The sequence below is a fragment of the Rhodococcus sp. 14-2483-1-1 genome (genome assembly GCF_002259335.1).
Lineage (GTDB): Bacteria > Actinomycetota > Actinomycetes > Mycobacteriales > Mycobacteriaceae > Rhodococcoides.
In genome coordinates this window covers 243,747-259,085 of the sequence record NZ_NPFX01000023.1, presented here as the reverse complement: position 1 = coordinate 259,085, position 15,339 = coordinate 243,747, and the positions used below count along the sequence as shown (strand labels likewise).

The following is a 15,339-nucleotide window of genomic DNA, read 5'->3' as shown; positions in this document are numbered from 1 at the left end:
GCGTGGCTACCACGGTGTTCATCGCCGACGACCAGGCGATGGTGCGGCAGGGGTTCGGGGCCCTGCTCGGCGCTCAGGCCGACATCTCGGTGATCGGGGACGCCGACAACGGCAGGACGGCGGTCAGCGAGGTAGCTCGCCTGTTGCCCGATGTTGTGCTGATGGACGTTCGGATGCCGGAGATGAACGGTCTCGATGCCGCGCGAGCAATCCTCTCCGCCTCCCTCCCGTCGCCGGTGCGCATCCTGATGCTGACGACATTCGACATCGACGACTATGTCTACGAGGCGCTGGCACTCGGCGCGAGCGGCTTTCTGCTCAAGGATGCGCCGGCCGAGGAATTGATTCGAGGTGTGCGCGTCGTCGCCGCCGGCGATGCTCTGCTGGCACCGTCGGTGACCAGACGGCTCATCGCGGACGTCACCGCCCGTCGCGGAGCGCGCCGCCACACGTCGCCGCGTCTGAGCGATCTGACTCCGCGCGAACGCGAGGTGCTCGAACTCATTGCCACCGGCATGTCCAATTCCGAGATCGCGGGCTCGCTGTTCCTGGCCGAACAGACCGTCAAAACCCATGTGAGCAAGGTCTTGGCCAAGCTCGGCCTACGCGATCGTGCCCAGGCTGTGGTGCTGGCGTACGAGACCGGCGTCGTGACGCCGAAGTGAGCGGCAGGCGGTACCGACGCGCGCACCACACCACGCCCCATTAGGCTGACGACCGTCATCGGGTCCACTTCACGGATCCGTAAGCAGAGAGGCGAAAATCGATGCGCATCGGAGTTCTGACCGGAGGCGGCGATTGCCCAGGGCTCAATGCGGTGATCCGCGCAGTCGTTCGTACCGCTGACGCGCGGTACGGCTCCACGGTCGTCGGCTTCCAGGACGGATGGCGCGGCCTTCTCGAAGATCGCCGCGTGCAACTGCGCAACGACGACCGCAACGACCGGTTGCTCACCAAGGGTGGCACGATGCTCGGCACCGCGCGCACCAACCCGGATGTGTTGCGTGCCGGACTCGACCGGGTCAAGCAGACCCTCGAAGACAACGGCATCGACGTGTTGATTCCGATCGGTGGCGAAGGAACCCTCACTGCTGCCGCGTGGTTGTCCGAAGAGGGAGTGCCTGTGGTCGGGGTGCCCAAGACCATCGACAACGACATCGATTGCACCGACGTCACGTTCGGCTTCGACACGGCACTGACGATCGCCACCGACGCGATCGACCGTTTGCACAGCACCGCCGAATCCCATCAGCGGGTGATGCTCGTCGAGGTGATGGGTCGGCACGCGGGGTGGATTGCGCTGCACGCCGGATTGGCGTCGGGCTCGCACATGACGCTCATCCCGGAGCAGCCGTTCGACGTCGAGGAAGTATGCACCTTGGTGCGCAAGCGTTTTCAGCGTGGAGATTCACACTTCATCTGCGTCGTCGCCGAGGGAGCCAAGCCGATGGAGGGCTCGATGAAGCTTCTCGACGGCGGCATCGACGAGTTCGGGCACGTTCGATTCACCGGAGTCGCTCACCAGCTCGGTGTCGAGATCGAACGTCGCATCAACAAGGAAGTTCGTACCACCGTGCTCGGGCACGTCCAGCGTGGTGGAACCCCCACGCCCTACGACCGCGTACTCGCGACGCGGTTCGGCGTCAACGCGACCGACGCGGCGCACGCCGGCGACTTCGGCAAGATGGTCTCGTTGCGGGGCACCGAGATCGGCCTGGTGTCCTTGGCCGAGGCGACCAAGCAGCTCAAACGGGTACCGCAGACCCGATACGACGACGCCGCCGCGTTCTTCGGCTGAACCGGTGGCCCCGGGAGGTCACATGCGACTGGCGGCCTCTTGGATCTCGGCCTCGCGTGCTTCTGTCTCTCGGCGCAGTCGGCGTCGTCGCCGCGCTGCCTCGAAACGCTGAGCACCGACGTCGGTGGTCGGCGTCAACTGAGGGAGTGTCTTCGGCTTGCCGTCGTCGCCGATCGCGACCATGGTGAAGTAGCAACTGTTGGTGTGCCGCAGCTCACCGCGCTGAATGTTCTCTGTTTCCACGCGAATCCCGACTTCCATCGAGGTGCGGCCGGTGTAGTTGACCGATGCCGAGAAGGTGACGAGTTCACCGACGTGGATGGGCTCGCGAAAGACGACTCGATCGACCGACAGAGTGACCACGTACGCCCCGGCGTAGCGACTGGCACAGGCATACGCCACCTGGTCCAAGAATTTTAGGATGGTGCCGCCGTGGACGTTGCCGGAGAAATTCGCCATGTCCGGGGTCATCAGCACGGTCATCGACAGCGTCTGCTTCTCGGTGTGCGTCACCCGTGCACGGTAACCAGTGCACGTGGTTACTCGCGCGTCGTATGCAATGCATAAACTACGGACCATGACTGCTGCAACCGTCGATCTGATCGATTACGACGATGTGCTCGCCACGTTCGACCCCGTGTTGGGCATGGAGGTCCACGTGGAGCTGGGTACGGAGACCAAGATGTTCTGCGGTTGCCCCACCGCGTTCGGTGCCGAGCCCAACACGCAGGTGTGCCCGGTGTGCCTGAGCCTTCCCGGCGCGCTACCGGTGGTCAATGCCGCTGCCGTGGAATCTGCGATCCGTATCGGGTTGGCGCTCAATTGCTCGATCACTCCGTGGGGTCGGTTCGCTCGCAAGAACTACTTCTACCCGGATCAGCCGAAGAACTATCAGATTTCGCAGTACGACGAGCCCATCGCCACCGAGGGCTACCTCGATGTTCTGCTCGACGACGGCAGCACGTTCCGCGTCGAGATCGAGCGCGCGCACATGGAAGAGGACACCGGCAAGTCGACGCACGTCGGCGGAGCGACCGGCCGCATCGAGGGGGCGTCGCATTCGCTGCTCGATTACAACCGTGCCGGTGTGCCGTTGGTGGAGATCGTGACGAAGACGATCACGGGGACCGGAGCGCGCGCGCCCGAAGTGGCACGCGCCTACGTCACCGCACTCCGAGATCTGTTGAAGTCGCTGAACGTGTCCGATGTACGGATGGATCAGGGGTCGCTGCGCTGTGACGCCAACGTGTCGCTGATGAAGAAGACCGCCACCGAATTCGGCACCCGCACCGAGACGAAGAACGTCAACTCGCTCAAGAGCGTCGAGGTTGCCGTTCGGTACGAGATGCGCCGTCAGGCAGCGGTTCTCGAAGCCGGCGGAGAGGTGACACAGGAGACTCGCCACTTCCAGGAATCCGACGGCACCACCACCCCTGGTCGCAAGAAGGAGACCGCGGAGGACTACCGGTACTTCCCCGAGCCCGATCTTGCGCCCGTCGCTCCGAACGCGGACTGGATCGAGGAGCTCCGCGGGACCCTGCCGGAGCTTCCGTGGCTGCGACGCGGACGGATCCAGAAGGATTGGGGTGTCTCCGACGAGGAAATGCGCGACCTGGTGAACTCCGGGGCGCTCGAGCTCGTCGCGGCAACGGTGGATGCCGGTGCGTCGCCGCAGGCCGCGCGGTCCTGGTGGGTGTCGTACCTGTCGCAGCAAGCCAATGTGGCCGGAGTGGAGCTGGCCGATCTGGCGATCACTCCGGCACAGGTGGCGGAAGTGGCCGCGTTGGTCTCGGACGGCAAGCTCAACAACAACGGTGCTCGTCAGGTGGTGGACGGGGTGCTGGCAGGCGAGGGCGAGCCGGCTCAGGTCATGTCCGACCGCAACCTCGTGTTGGAGAAAGACGACACGAAGCTCCAGGCCGCCGTCGACGAGGCACTTGCCGCCAATCCTGGTGTGGTGGAGAAGATCCGCAGCGGCAAGGTTCAAGCTGCCGGGGCCATCGTGGGTGCGGTGATGAAGGCGACACGCGGTCAAGCCGACGCGGCCCGCGTCAAGGAGCTCGTGCTCGAGGCCTGCGGCCAGTCCTGATCGTCGGAATAGACTGCGGCCGAGCGCGATTGCGCTCGGCTGCAGTCTTTCATCGATCAGTCGACTCCGCCTCCACCTCCACCGGGGAAGGGCACCTTGACGACGCGGTCGTCGGTGGGGCCGGGCTCCGCGCTGTTCTTGTTCACCGTTCCCACCAGAATCTGACCGTCCGCCGAGCTCGTTGCCCCGTTCAGCTGTCCGTAGCGGTCCTGGATCAGCAGCGTCGGTTCGGCCGATACGGCTCCGGTGTTTGCATCGGTGGTCAGTGCTGCAACAGCTTTCGCTGTCGTGAGGGCCACAGCCACACCGCCGTCGCCTGCTGCACACCCGGCCACGCCGGGGCGGTCCGGCCACGTCCACACCGGCGAGAACACCGCGCCGAGTTTGTCGATGCGCTGCAAGCGGTCTTCGATCGCGGTGCGGTCGGTGACGTAGATGTTCCCGGCACCGTCGGTGCACACATCGCCTGCCGTCCCGATTCCGCTCAGTGCGATCTGCGGACGCGGGGGATTGGACGTCGGGGACAACGACGTCACCCGTAACAGCTTGCCGGACAGAGAATCCGGATTCTCGGCTGCGGCCGGGTCGCCGTTGTCGCCGGTGAGGACGAGCAGCTCGGTCGGGGTGTAGAAGTCGATCGACCCACGATTGCCCGTCGCGCCGCGAGGAATGCCGGTCAAGATGTCCTTGGGGACGTCACCGGGAGCGAGCCGAACCACTCTGGTGTCCGAGGGCGTGGTGACGAGGGCGTAGAGCAGCCTGTCCTCGGTGTAGGTGGGGGAGAGCGCGATATCGAGTAGTCCTCCATCACCGGTGCCATCGACCGCGATCCGGGCCACCTCGAGCGGTGTTCGGCCGGCCGCGACCTCCATGATGCGACCGGTTCTGCGTTCGGCTACCAGCGCGCTCTGTCCGTCGGGCAGTGCCACGAGGCCGCCGGTGGTGTCCAGGCACGTCGCGATCACCGACGCGTCGGGATCGACGCAGGGTCCCGACGGCGGGGGCGGAGCATTCGGATCCGACGACGGCGGTGCCTCGCTGGGGGTCGTCGGTTGCAACTCGGCGGCACCGACCTCGGGTGCAGGGGTGAACGGCGACGAATTCGAGTCGTCGAAGCGGGCGCACCCGGCGAGCATGGCGGCCGTCATGGAGAGTGCGACGACAGCGGCAGTGGCACTTCGAGGTGACGCTCCGACCGGCTTCATCCTTCGAACGGTACGGAACAGGGGTGCGGACTCGCCACGCGGCCATGAGGGGAATCGGCGCATATCGGCTCTACTGTGGGGAGGTGACCGATACACCGCGCGACCCCAACCGGCCGGACCAGTCGTACGAACCGGCCGAGAGCCCGTACGACAATCCCACCGAACAGATCCCACCATCGCGCTCTGCGTCCGGCACATCCGCCTCGGACCGAGCCGATACCTCCGGCGCATCGACCGCTGCGTTCGGTGCCCAGCGTTCGGATCGATTGCCTCGAACCGACGACGAGCTCGACTTCCCGTACTCGTCGACGTCCGACGCACGTTCGTCCGACGCACGTTCGTCCGATACGAGGTCGACCGACGCGCAACCGACCGAGAAGATCCAGGCCTATCGGCCGTCGGCTTACGCCGATTCTCCCACCACCGGTGCGTCGGCCGACAGCACGTCCTCGACCGCATACTCCGATCACTCCACCGAGTACCTCGGCACCTCGGCGGGTGCGGGAGCCGCAGCGCCCAGAGCTGCAGTCACCCCCGAGCCCGAGGTTCGTACCGAGACCGTCGAGGTTCCTGCTCGCCGCGGTAGCACCGATCTCGGCCTGTTCGTCCTGCGCGTGGCGATAGGCGCGGTATTCCTCGGTCACGGCCTGCAGAAACTGGTCGGCCTGTGGAATGGGCCGGGACTCGACGGATTCCAGAATCTGCTGGAGACCTCGGGCTTTCGCTACTCGGAGATTCTCGCGATCGCGGCTGCTGCGGGGGAGACGCTCGGCGGCGCGTTGTTGATCCTCGGTCTGGCGACACCGCTTGCGGGCGCAGCCGTGCTCGCGACCATCATCAACGCGTGGTGCTTCAAGCAGGCCGCAGAGCCCGGGTTGCAGTTCTCCGGTAGCAGCGGCGTCGAGTACGAGACCGTTCTCGGTTTCGCCGCGGCCGCAATCATTCTCACGGGCCCGGGAAAGATCGCCTTCGACGGTCGCCGTGGGTGGGCCACTCGACCGCGAATCGGATCGCTGCTGGCACTCGTCGTCGGCATCGCCGCAGGCGTCTGCATCTGGATCTTCCTCAACGGAGCCAATCCCGTCGTTCGCTGATTCCCGATACCGATCGAACCCATGTGCGTGGCACTTCGTAGCACCACGCACATGGGTTCTGTTGTTCTCAGGGCACGTAGCGGACGGCACCCTTGTCGGCCGACGTCGCCAAGGCCGCATACGCGCGCAGGGCGGTCGTGACCGTGCGCTGGCGGTCCACCGGCTGCCACGGACGCTCGGACGCGAGCATCTTCGCTCGGCGCGTCTCTAGGGTCTCGTCGTCCACCAGAATTTCGAGGGTGCGGGAGGCGACGTCGATCCGAACCTGGTCACCGTTCTCGACGAGCCCGATGACTCCGCCGGCTGCGGCCTCGGGCGAGATGTGCCCGATGGACAGGCCCGAGGTTCCGCCGGAGAAGCGGCCGTCGGTGATCAGCGCGCAGACCTTGCCCAGGCCGGCACCCTTCAGAAACGCCGTCGGGTGCAGCATCTCCTGCATGCCCGGGCCGCCCTTGGGTCCCTCGTAGCGAACGACCAGCACGTCGCCGGGTTGGATCTTCTTCTGCAGGATGGCGGAGACGGCCTCTTCCTGCGATTCGACGACCAGAGCCGGGCCCTGGAAGGCGAACAGGTCCTCGTCGATGCCGGCGGTCTTGAGGATGGCACCGTCGACTGCGATGTTGCCGCGCAGCACCACCAGGCCACCTTCGACCGTGTACGCATGCTCGAGATCGCGGATGCAGCCGCCGGCGGCGTCGGTGTCGAGAGACGACCAGCGGTTGCTGGTGGAGAACGGCTCGACGGTGCGGACGCCACCGGGCGCAGCATGGAACAAATCGACTGCTTCGTCGGACGCCTTTCCGGATCGGATGTCCCAGGTGTCGAGCCACTCGTCGAAGCTCTTCGTGTGCACGGTCGAGACGTCGGTTTCGAGCAGGTTCGCGCGACGCAGTTCGCCGAGCAGAGCCGGAATTCCGCCGGCGCGGTGCACGTCTTCCATGTGGTAATCGGAATTGGGGGAGACCTTTGCCAGGCAGGGGACCTTGCGGCTGATGGCGTCGATGGTCTCGAGGTCGAAGTCGACCTCACCTTCCTGCGCGGCAGCGAGGGTGTGCAGCACCGTGTTGGTCGAGCCGCCCATCGCCACGTCGAGTGCCATGGCATTGCGAAACGCGGCCGGCGTGGCGATGTTGCGGGGGAGAACGGACTCGTCCTCGTCGCGGTAGTACTTCAGCGCTGCCTCGACGATGGTGGTGCCGGCGCGGGTGAACAGCGCTCGGCGGGCCTCGTGAGTGGCCAGGGTGGAACCGTTGCCGGGCAATGCCAGGCCGAGCGCCTCGGTCAGGCAGTTCATCGAGTTCGCCGTGAACATGCCCGAGCAAGAACCGCACGTGGGGCACGCGCTGCGCTCGACCTCGTCGAGGCCTTCTTCGGACACCGCGTCGTTCGCGCTGGCGGAGATCGCGGTGATCAGGTCGGTCGGTGCCTGCGCGACGCCGCCGACGACGACGGCCTTACCCGCCTCCATCGGCCCGCCCGAGACGAAGACGGCCGGGATGTTCAGGCGCATCGCGGCATTGAGCATGCCGGGAGTGATCTTGTCGCAGTTGGAGATGCACACCAGCGCGTCGGCGGTGTGCGCGTTGGCCATGTACTCGACGGAATCGGCGATGATCTCGCGGCTGGGCAGCGAGTACAGCATGCCGCCGTGGCCCATGGCGATGCCGTCGTCGACGGCGATCGTGTGGAATTCACGGGGAACGCCACCGGCCGCGCGGACGGCGTCGGCGACGATCTCGCCCACGTTCTTCAGGTGCACGTGGCCCGGGACGAACTGGGTGTACGAGTTCGCGATGGCGACGATGGGTTTACCGAAATCCGAATCGGTCATTCCGGTGGCGCGCCACAGCGAGCGTGCGCCCGCGGCGTTGCGTCCGACAGTGGTGACCCGTGAGCGTAGCGGCGGCATGTGCGTAGTCCTCGTTCGTTGCAGCGGTTTCTCGCACGGACGAGGGTACTCGCCGTCGGCTACCGGTCGGTCGGTGCCTGCTCGCCCTCGGCGTCTTCGGCTTCCGCTCGGGCCTTGTCTTCTGCAGCAGCGGCAGCGGCGTACGGATCGGTGATGCGGCCGCCGCTGGCAGCCGCGAGTTGGGGGAGGAGATCGAACCGCACCAGCGGCAGCGACTTCTCGCTCTTGTCGCTCAGGACGACGCGCGCCCAGCGGCGATCCGGGAAATGCAGACCCGTCACCGAATTCCAGTCGATCACGTCCGAACCCACGAACCGTCGAGCGGTGATCGCGTCCGGAGTGACGACGGTGCGCACCCTAAGCACCCAGACGAACGCAACGACCGGCAGGATCAGCAGCCAGCCCAGAGCCGCAGGCCAGCTGAACGCCGGCAGTGCTGTGCCGAACAGCAGCAGCGCCACGCCGAGCAGTGCAAGGCGCGGCATACGAATGACCTGCGTGGTCGGCGGTTGCTGACCCTCGGCACCGTTCGGTGCCTCGGAGGCAGTGTGGGATGATGGCCGAGGTGGTTCGGACTGCTGCGGAGACGACACCCATTCATCTTCGCATTGCATCTACGCGATCTCACATAATGGGATTGCGTCGTGACGAGTTTGACTCTTCCCTGTGCGCGCGCCTACCGTCGAGCGCGTGAAGCGGAATTGGATACTCGTAATCGGCCGGCGCGTCAACGCCTGAGCCGGTTGTTCAAACTCGCATCGACGCGCCACCCTCGTACAGCACTCGCTGACGGGGGTTTTTTCTTGCCCAGAGATCGCCCAGCAATTTCACATTCCTGAGGAAGCAATCAGTGAGCGCACCAACCGCACGCCCGGGGCCCACGACTCGTAAGTCGGGGCCGGCCGCAAGCCCGTCGACCAGCAGCCCGTCCGCAGAAGCGGCGACCAACGGATCGCGACGTCACGTCGCGCCCGAGAAGGTCTCCGGCGCACAGTCGGTCGTTCGAGCCCTCGAAGAACTCGACGTCGACACCGTATTCGGCATTCCCGGTGGCGCGGTTCTCCCGGTCTACGACCCGCTCTTCGACTCCGTCAAGGTGCGCCACGTGTTGGTGCGTCATGAGCAGGGTGCAGGCCACGCAGCGACCGGCTACGCCCAGGCGACGGGCAAGGTCGGCGTCTGCATGGCGACCTCCGGCCCGGGTGCGACCAACCTCGTCACCCCGTTGGCCGATGCGCAGATGGACTCGGTGCCCATCGTCGCGATCACCGGTCAGGTCGCGCGCAGCCTCATCGGCACCGACGGCTTCCAGGAAGCCGATATCTCGGGTATCACGATGCCCATCACCAAGCACAACTTCCTGATCACCGACGGCGCTGACATTCCGCGCATCATGGCCGAGGCGTTCTACATCGCGGCGTCGGGTCGTCCCGGAGCCGTGCTCGTCGACATCCCGAAGGACGTGCTGCAGGCACAGACCACGTTCTCGTGGCCACCGGAAATGCGTCTGCCCGGGTACCGCCCGGTCACCAAGCCGCACGGCAAGCAGGTTCGTGAAGCAGCGCGCTACATCGCCGATGCCAAGCAGCCGGTGCTGTACGTCGGCGGCGGCGTCATCAAGGCGAATGCCTCGGCAGAACTGCTCGAGCTCGCCGAACTGACCGGCATTCCGGTTGTCACCACGCTGATGGCGCGCGGGGCGTTTCCCGACACCCACCAGCTGAACCTGGGCATGCCCGGTATGCACGGCACGGTCGCTGCGGTCGCTGCTCTGCAGCGCAGTGATCTGCTGATCACGCTCGGCGCCCGGTTCGACGACCGCGTCACCGGTCAGCTCTCGTCCTTCGCGCCGGATGCCAAGGTCATCCACGCCGACATCGACCCCGCCGAGATCGGTAAGAACCGGTACGCGGACGTGCCGATCGTGGGCGACTGCGGCGAGGTCATCACCGAGCTGATCGAGGCTCTGCGGGCCGATCGCGCGACCGGAACGACTCTCGATCTCGAGCAATGGTGGGTCTACCTCGACGGCATCCGCAAGACGTACCCGTTGAGCTACGACCGTCCGTCCGACGGTTCCATGTCTCCCGAGTTCGTGATCTCCTCGGTCGGCAAGTTCGCCGGTCCCGACGCGATCTACTGTGCCGGCGTCGGCCAGCACCAGATGTGGGCCGCGCAGTTCATCAACTACGAGAAGCCGCGCACGTGGCTCAACTCGGGCGGCCTCGGCACGATGGGGTACGCGGTTCCGGCCGCCATGGGAGCCAAGATGGGCCTGCCCGACGCCGAGGTGTGGGCCATCGACGGTGACGGCTGTTTCCAGATGACGAACCAGGAGCTCGCAACCTGCGCGGTCGAGGGCATCCCGATCAAGGTCGCGCTCATCAACAACGGCAACCTCGGCATGGTTCGGCAGTGGCAGACCTTGTTCTACGAGGAGCGCTACTCGAACACCAACCTCGGTACGCACGGTGCCGTCCGTATCCCCGATTTCGTCAAGCTTGCCGAGGCATTGGGCTGCGTCGGTCTGCGGTGCGAGCGGGAAGAGGACGTCGATGCCGTGATCGCTCAGGCACGCGCGATCAACGATCGTCCGGTCGTCATCGACTTCATCGTCGGTGCCGACGCCCAGGTGTGGCCGATGGTGGCCGCCGGAACGGGCAACGACGAGATCATGGCCGCCCGCGGAATTCGGCCGCTGTTCGACGAGGACGAGACCGTGGGCAGCGAGCCGGGAATCGACGACGCGATGGAACGCGAGCAGGCGCCGCACCCGATGAACAACGACGTGAAAGGCACCGACCTGTGAGCACGAGCCATACCCTCAGCGTTCTCGTCGAGGACAAGCCAGGTGTGCTGGCCCGCGTCGCCGCACTGTTCTCGCGTCGCGGCTTCAACATCTCCTCGCTCGCCGTCGGCGGAACCGAGATTCCCGATATCTCACGCATGACCATCGTCGTGACCGTCGACGAATTCCCGCTCGAGCAGGTGACCAAGCAGCTCAACAAGCTCATCAACGTCATCAAGATCGTCGAGCAGGACGACGATTCCTCGGTGGCTCGCGAGTTGGTGCTGATCAAGGTCCGAGCCGACGCCAGCGTCCGCAGCGAGGTCATCGAAACGGTGAACCTGTTCCGCGCCAAGGTGATCGATGTCTCGCCCGAGGCAGTCACGGTCGAAGCGACGGGCACCCGTTCGAAGCTCGATGCGTTGCTGAAGATGTTGGACCCCTATGGAATTCGAGAAATAGTTCAGTCGGGAGTCGTTGCCGTCGGACGTGGACCGAAATCGATCACTGCGTCGCGGTAGCGGCCCCGGTGACGAACACGCGTAAAACCCAAGAGGAAAGGTAACAACCAGTGGCAGTCGAGATGTTCTACGACGACGATGCTGATCTGTCGATCATCCAGGGCCGTAAGGTCGCTGTGATCGGATACGGAAGCCAGGGCCACGCGCACTCGCTGAGCCTGCGCGACTCCGGCGTCGATGTTCGCATCGGCCTGGCGGCAGGCTCGAAGTCCCGCGCCAAGGCGGAGGAGCAGGGCCTGAAGGTCGGTACGCCCGCCGAGGTGTCCGAGTGGGCAGACGTGATCATGGTGCTCGCACCCGATACCGCTCAGGCCAAGATCTTCTCCGAGGAGATCGAGCCCAACCTGAAGGACGGCGACGCGCTGTTCTTCGGCCACGGCCTCAACATCCACTTCGACCTGATCAAGGCTCCGGAGTTCGTCACCGTCGGCATGGTCGCACCCAAGGGCCCCGGCCACCTCGTGCGTCGCCAGTTCGTCGACGGCAAGGGCGTTCCCGCGCTCATCGCCATCGACCAGGACCCGAAGGGTGAGGGCCAGGCCCTCGCACTGTCGTGGGCCAAGGGCATCGGCGGAACCCGCGCAGGCGTCATCAAGACCACGTTCAAGGAAGAGACCGAGACCGACCTCTTCGGTGAGCAGGCCGTGCTGTGCGGTGGCACCGAAGAGCTCGTCAAGACCGGCTTCGAGGTCATGGTCGAGGCCGGCTACGCCCCCGAGATGGCGTACTTCGAGGTGCTGCACGAGCTCAAGCTCATCGTCGACCTCATGTACGAGGGCGGCATCGCTCGCATGAACTACTCGGTGTCCGACACCGCGGAGTTCGGCGGCTACCTCTCGGGACCTCGCGTCATCGACGCAGGTACCAAGGAGCGCATGAAGGCAATTCTGGCCGACATCCAGTCGGGTGAGTTCACTCGTCGCCTGGTCGCCAACGTCGAGAACGGCAACACCGAGCTCGAAGGCCTGCGCAAGGCCAACGCCGAGCACCCCATCGAGGTCACCGGCAAGAAGCTGCGCGACCTGATGAGCTGGGTCGATCGTCCGATCACCGAAACGGCATGATTCTCGCCGAATCGCGTTCGCACGCACACTGATCGAAGGGCACCGCTACACAAGGTGGCGGTGCCCTTCGGTGCGTGCCCGACGGTGGCGTCGCAGCTCGACGTCGCCGGCCACTAAACTGTTTCTGCTGCACCAGCTCCGAATTTTCACCGACAACAGTCTCGAACCGACTTAGGGAGTTCTTCACGTGAGCCAGCCAGGCCGTCCTGTCGTTCTGATCGCCGACAAACTTGCGCAGTCCACCGTCGAGGCACTGGGTGACGGCGTCGAGGTCCGTTGGGTCGACGGCCCGGATCGTCCCGCGCTGCTCGCCGCGGTTCCCGAGGCCGACGCGATCCTCGTGCGCTCCGCGACCACGGTCGACGCCGAGGTGCTCGCTGCCGGGACCAATCTCAAGATCGTCGCCCGCGCCGGCGTCGGCCTGGACAACGTCGACGTACCCGCAGCCACCGAGCGCGGCGTCCTCGTCGTCAACGCACCGACCTCCAACATCCACACCGCCGCCGAGCACGCAGTCACGTTGCTCCTCGCGGCCGCGCGCCAGATTCCCGCTGCCGACGCCACCCTGCGTCAGCACGAGTGGAAGCGCAGCAAGTTCAACGGTGTCGAGATCTTCGGCAAGACCGTCGGTGTCGTGGGCCTCGGCCGCATCGGTCAGTTGTTCGCGCAGCGTCTCGCCGCATTCGAAACCCACATCATCGCCTACGACCCCTACGTCTCCGCTGCCCGCGCGGCGCAGCTCGGTATCGAACTGGTGAGCTTGGACGAGCTGCTCGAGCGCGCAGACATGTTCTCGGTTCACCTCCCGAAGACGCCCGAGACCAAGGGCATCATCGGCAAGGAAGCCCTCGCCAAGACCAAGCCGGGTGTCATCGTCGTCAACGCCGCTCGCGGTGGTCTGGTCGACGAGCAGGCGCTGGCCGACGCCATCACCAGCGGTCATGTCTTCGCCGCCGGTATCGACGTCTACGCCTCCGAGCCGTGCACCGACAGCCCGTTGTTCGAGCTGCCCCAGGTCGTCGTGACCCCGCACCTCGGCGCGTCGACCACCGAGGCCCAGGACCGCGCAGGCACCGACGTTGCCAAGTCCGTGTTGCTTGCTCTCGCAGGTGAATTCGTGCCCGACGCGGTCAACGTCAAGGGTGGGGCCGTCGGCGAAGAGGTCTCGCCGTGGCTCGAGATCGTGCGCAAGCAGGGCGTACTGCTGGGCGCACTGTCCACCGAGCTTCCCACGTCGCTCTCGGTCGACGTACGCGGCGAACTGGCCGCCGAGGACGTCGAGATCCTCAAGCTGTCGGCGTTGCGGGGCTTGTTCTCTGCGGTCATCGAGGACTCGGTCACGTTCGTCAACGCTCCGTCGCTCGCCGAGGAGCGTGGCGTCACCGCCGAGGTCACCACGGCGTCCGAAAGTGAGAACCACCGCAGCGTCGTCGACGTCCGGGCCGTGTACGGCGACGGAACGGTCCTGAACGTCGCCGGAACTCTCACCGGGACGACGCAGGTCGAGAAGATCGTCAACATCAACGGTCGCAACTTCGATCTGCGCGCCGAGGGCAAGAACCTCATCGTGAACTACGCGGATCAGCCCGGCAGTCTCGGCCGGATCGGCACGCTGCTCGGCGACGCCGGAATCGACATTCAGGCCGCTGCGCTGAGCCAGGACTCCGAGGGTGACGGCGCAACGATTCTGTTGCGCGTCGACAAGGACGTTCCGGCCGAGCTCAGTGCGAGCATCGCCGGTGCGGTCGGTGCATCCACCATCGAGCTGGTCGACCTGTCCTGATCGCTCGTAGCCGATCGGACCAACACGAACTACGAGGAGTGAGATGAAGCTGGCCGTCATCGCCGGGGACGGAATCGGACCCGAGGTCGTCGCCGAGGCGCTTGCCGTGCTCGACGTGGTCGCGCCCGGTACCGAGAAGACCGAGTACGACCTCGGTGCGCGCCGCTACAACGCCACCGGGGAGCTGCTACCGGACTCGGTGTTGGCGGAACTGCGTGAGCACGACGCAATCCTGTTGGGAGCCATCGGTGATCCGTCGGTACCCAGTGGTGTGCTCGAACGCGGGCTGCTTCTGCGCGCTCGATTCGCGCTCGATCACCACATCAATCTGCGTCCGGCCAAGCTGTATCCCGGAGTTGTCGGCCCGCTGGCCGGCGACAAGGAGATCGACGTCGTCGTCGTGCGCGAGGGCACCGAGGGGCCCTACACCGGAAACGGTGGTGCGCTTCGGGTCGGTACGCCGAACGAGGTCGCTACCGAGGTCAGCGTCAACACGCGCTACGGCGTGGAGCGGGTGGTGCGCAACGGCTTCGAGCGAGCGCTCACTCGGAGGAAGCATCTGACGCTGCTGCACAAGACCAATGTGCTGACCTTCGCAGGCAGCCTGTGGGCTCGCACGGTCGACGAGGTCGCCACGGAATTTCCGGACGTCGAGGTCGCGTATCAGCACATCGATGCCGCCATGATTCACCTCGTCACCGATCCCGGTCGGTTCGATGTGATCGTCACCGACAACCTGTTCGGCGATATCGTGACCGACCTCTCGGCGGCGGTGACCGGCGGAATCGGTTTGGCCGCAAGCGGAAACATCGATGCGACCGGTACCAATCCGAGCATGTTCGAGCCGGTGCACGGCAGTGCTCCCGACATCGCAGGGCAGCAGAAGGCCGATCCGACCGCTGCCATCCTGTCGGTGTCGCTGCTGCTCGATCATCTCGGCGACGCGGCAGGAGCGGCGCGTGTGGAAGCCGCTGTCGCAGCGGACCTCGCCGAGCGAGGAACCACCACCGCGTCCACGAAGGACATCGGCGCACGAATCGCCGCTCGCCTGTAACTGGACCGACACGACATGCCACGGTAGGCCGACC

The 15,339-nt window shown here is 65.6% G+C and carries 13 protein-coding genes; 9 read left to right on the top strand and 4 right to left on the bottom strand.

Translation table 11 applies throughout. From position 1 onward, the window contains the following. Positions 1-2: 2 nt before the first annotated feature. Both CH294_RS24510 and CH294_RS24505 read left to right on the top strand, forming a co-directional pair. Positions 3-665, top strand: coding sequence for a response regulator transcription factor (locus CH294_RS24510; RefSeq protein WP_037155645.1), 663 nt, complete (start codon positions 3-5; stop codon positions 663-665). 101 nt (positions 666-766) lie between these two features. After that, complete coding sequence (locus CH294_RS24505; RefSeq protein ID WP_032376991.1) at positions 767-1,798, top strand: ATP-dependent 6-phosphofructokinase; 1,032 nt, start codon at positions 767-769, stop codon at positions 1,796-1,798. 18 nt (positions 1,799-1,816) lie between these two features. Here the strand turns inward: CH294_RS24505 and CH294_RS24500 are convergent, their stop codons facing one another. Beyond that, positions 1,817-2,281, bottom strand: a complete 465-nt coding sequence (locus tag CH294_RS24500) for an acyl-CoA thioesterase (protein ID WP_249305498.1) — start codon at positions 2,279-2,281, stop codon at positions 1,817-1,819. 94 nt (positions 2,282-2,375) lie between these two features. Between CH294_RS24500 and gatB the strand changes: the two genes are divergently transcribed. Next, complete coding sequence (gatB, locus tag CH294_RS24495) at positions 2,376-3,887, top strand: Asp-tRNA(Asn)/Glu-tRNA(Gln) amidotransferase subunit GatB (protein ID WP_032376993.1); 1,512 nt, start codon at positions 2,376-2,378, stop codon at positions 3,885-3,887. Between the two features lie 56 nt (positions 3,888-3,943). Here the strand turns inward: gatB and CH294_RS24490 are convergent, their stop codons facing one another. Then, positions 3,944-5,092 carry a PQQ-dependent sugar dehydrogenase gene (locus tag CH294_RS24490; protein ID WP_094739264.1) on the bottom strand — a complete coding sequence of 383 codons (1,149 nt, stop codon included), beginning with the start codon at positions 5,090-5,092 and terminating at the stop codon, positions 3,944-3,946. 83 nt (positions 5,093-5,175) lie between these two features. On the opposite strand from CH294_RS24490, the gene CH294_RS24485 reads away from it, so the two are divergent. After that, entirely contained in the window at positions 5,176-6,186 is a 1,011-nt protein-coding gene (locus CH294_RS24485) for a DoxX family protein (RefSeq protein WP_249305484.1), read from the top strand. Between the two features lie 67 nt (positions 6,187-6,253). Here CH294_RS24485 and ilvD read toward each other — a convergent pair whose 3' ends face one another. Beyond that, the gene (gene ilvD, locus CH294_RS24480) at positions 6,254-8,095 is read right to left on the bottom strand and encodes a dihydroxy-acid dehydratase (RefSeq protein WP_094739263.1); all 1,842 of its coding nucleotides are present in this window, start codon (positions 8,093-8,095) and stop codon (positions 6,254-6,256) included. A 59-nt stretch (positions 8,096-8,154) separates the two neighbouring features. Then, positions 8,155-8,580: a PH domain-containing protein gene (locus CH294_RS24475; RefSeq protein WP_249305483.1), complete on the bottom strand. Its 426-nt coding sequence runs from the start codon at positions 8,578-8,580 to the stop codon at positions 8,155-8,157. A 365-nt stretch (positions 8,581-8,945) separates the two neighbouring features. Here CH294_RS24475 and CH294_RS24470 point away from each other — a divergent pair, with 365 nt between their 5' ends. The 5 genes from CH294_RS24470 to CH294_RS24450 all read left to right on the top strand — a co-directional run bounded on the left by CH294_RS24470 (position 8,946) and on the right by CH294_RS24450 (position 15,305). Then, the gene (locus CH294_RS24470) at positions 8,946-10,904 is read left to right on the top strand and encodes an acetolactate synthase large subunit (protein WP_032376997.1); all 1,959 of its coding nucleotides are present in this window, start codon (positions 8,946-8,948) and stop codon (positions 10,902-10,904) included. Beyond that, complete coding sequence (gene ilvN, locus CH294_RS24465; protein WP_008717436.1) at positions 10,901-11,404, top strand: acetolactate synthase small subunit; 504 nt, start codon at positions 10,901-10,903, stop codon at positions 11,402-11,404. Before CH294_RS24470 ends, ilvN begins: the two co-directional genes overlap by 4 nt. 62 nt (positions 11,405-11,466) lie before the next feature. Continuing rightward, positions 11,467-12,468: a ketol-acid reductoisomerase gene (gene ilvC, locus CH294_RS24460; protein WP_170944858.1), complete on the top strand. Its 1,002-nt coding sequence runs from the start codon at positions 11,467-11,469 to the stop codon at positions 12,466-12,468. A 187-nt stretch (positions 12,469-12,655) separates the two neighbouring features. Next, positions 12,656-14,251, top strand: a complete 1,596-nt coding sequence (serA, locus tag CH294_RS24455; RefSeq protein WP_032403151.1) for a phosphoglycerate dehydrogenase — start codon at positions 12,656-12,658, stop codon at positions 14,249-14,251. Between the two features lie 43 nt (positions 14,252-14,294). Next, positions 14,295-15,305, top strand: a complete 1,011-nt coding sequence (locus CH294_RS24450) for a 3-isopropylmalate dehydrogenase (protein WP_094610567.1) — start codon at positions 14,295-14,297, stop codon at positions 15,303-15,305. Positions 15,306-15,339 lie beyond the last annotated feature (34 nt).

Excerpts from the sequence above, each read along its gene's own strand:
- CH294_RS24505 (WP_032376991.1), top strand. The coding sequence starts at position 767 with ATGCGCATCGGAGTTCTGACCGGAGGCGGCGATTGCCCAGGGCTCAAT.
- CH294_RS24500 (WP_249305498.1), bottom strand. The coding sequence starts at position 2,281 with ATGACCGTGCTGATGACCCCGGACATGGCGAATTTCTCCGGCAACGTC.
- gatB (WP_032376993.1), top strand. The coding sequence starts at position 2,376 with ATGACTGCTGCAACCGTCGATCTGATCGATTACGACGATGTGCTCGCC.
- CH294_RS24490 (WP_094739264.1), bottom strand. The coding sequence starts at position 5,092 with ATGAAGCCGGTCGGAGCGTCACCTCGAAGTGCCACTGCCGCTGTCGTC.
- ilvD (WP_094739263.1), bottom strand. The coding sequence starts at position 8,095 with ATGCCGCCGCTACGCTCACGGGTCACCACTGTCGGACGCAACGCCGCG.
- CH294_RS24475 (WP_249305483.1), bottom strand. The coding sequence starts at position 8,580 with ATGCCGCGCCTTGCACTGCTCGGCGTGGCGCTGCTGCTGTTCGGCACA.
- ilvC (WP_170944858.1), top strand. The coding sequence starts at position 11,467 with ATGTTCTACGACGACGATGCTGATCTGTCGATCATCCAGGGCCGTAAG.
- CH294_RS24450 (WP_094610567.1), top strand. The coding sequence starts at position 14,295 with ATGAAGCTGGCCGTCATCGCCGGGGACGGAATCGGACCCGAGGTCGTC.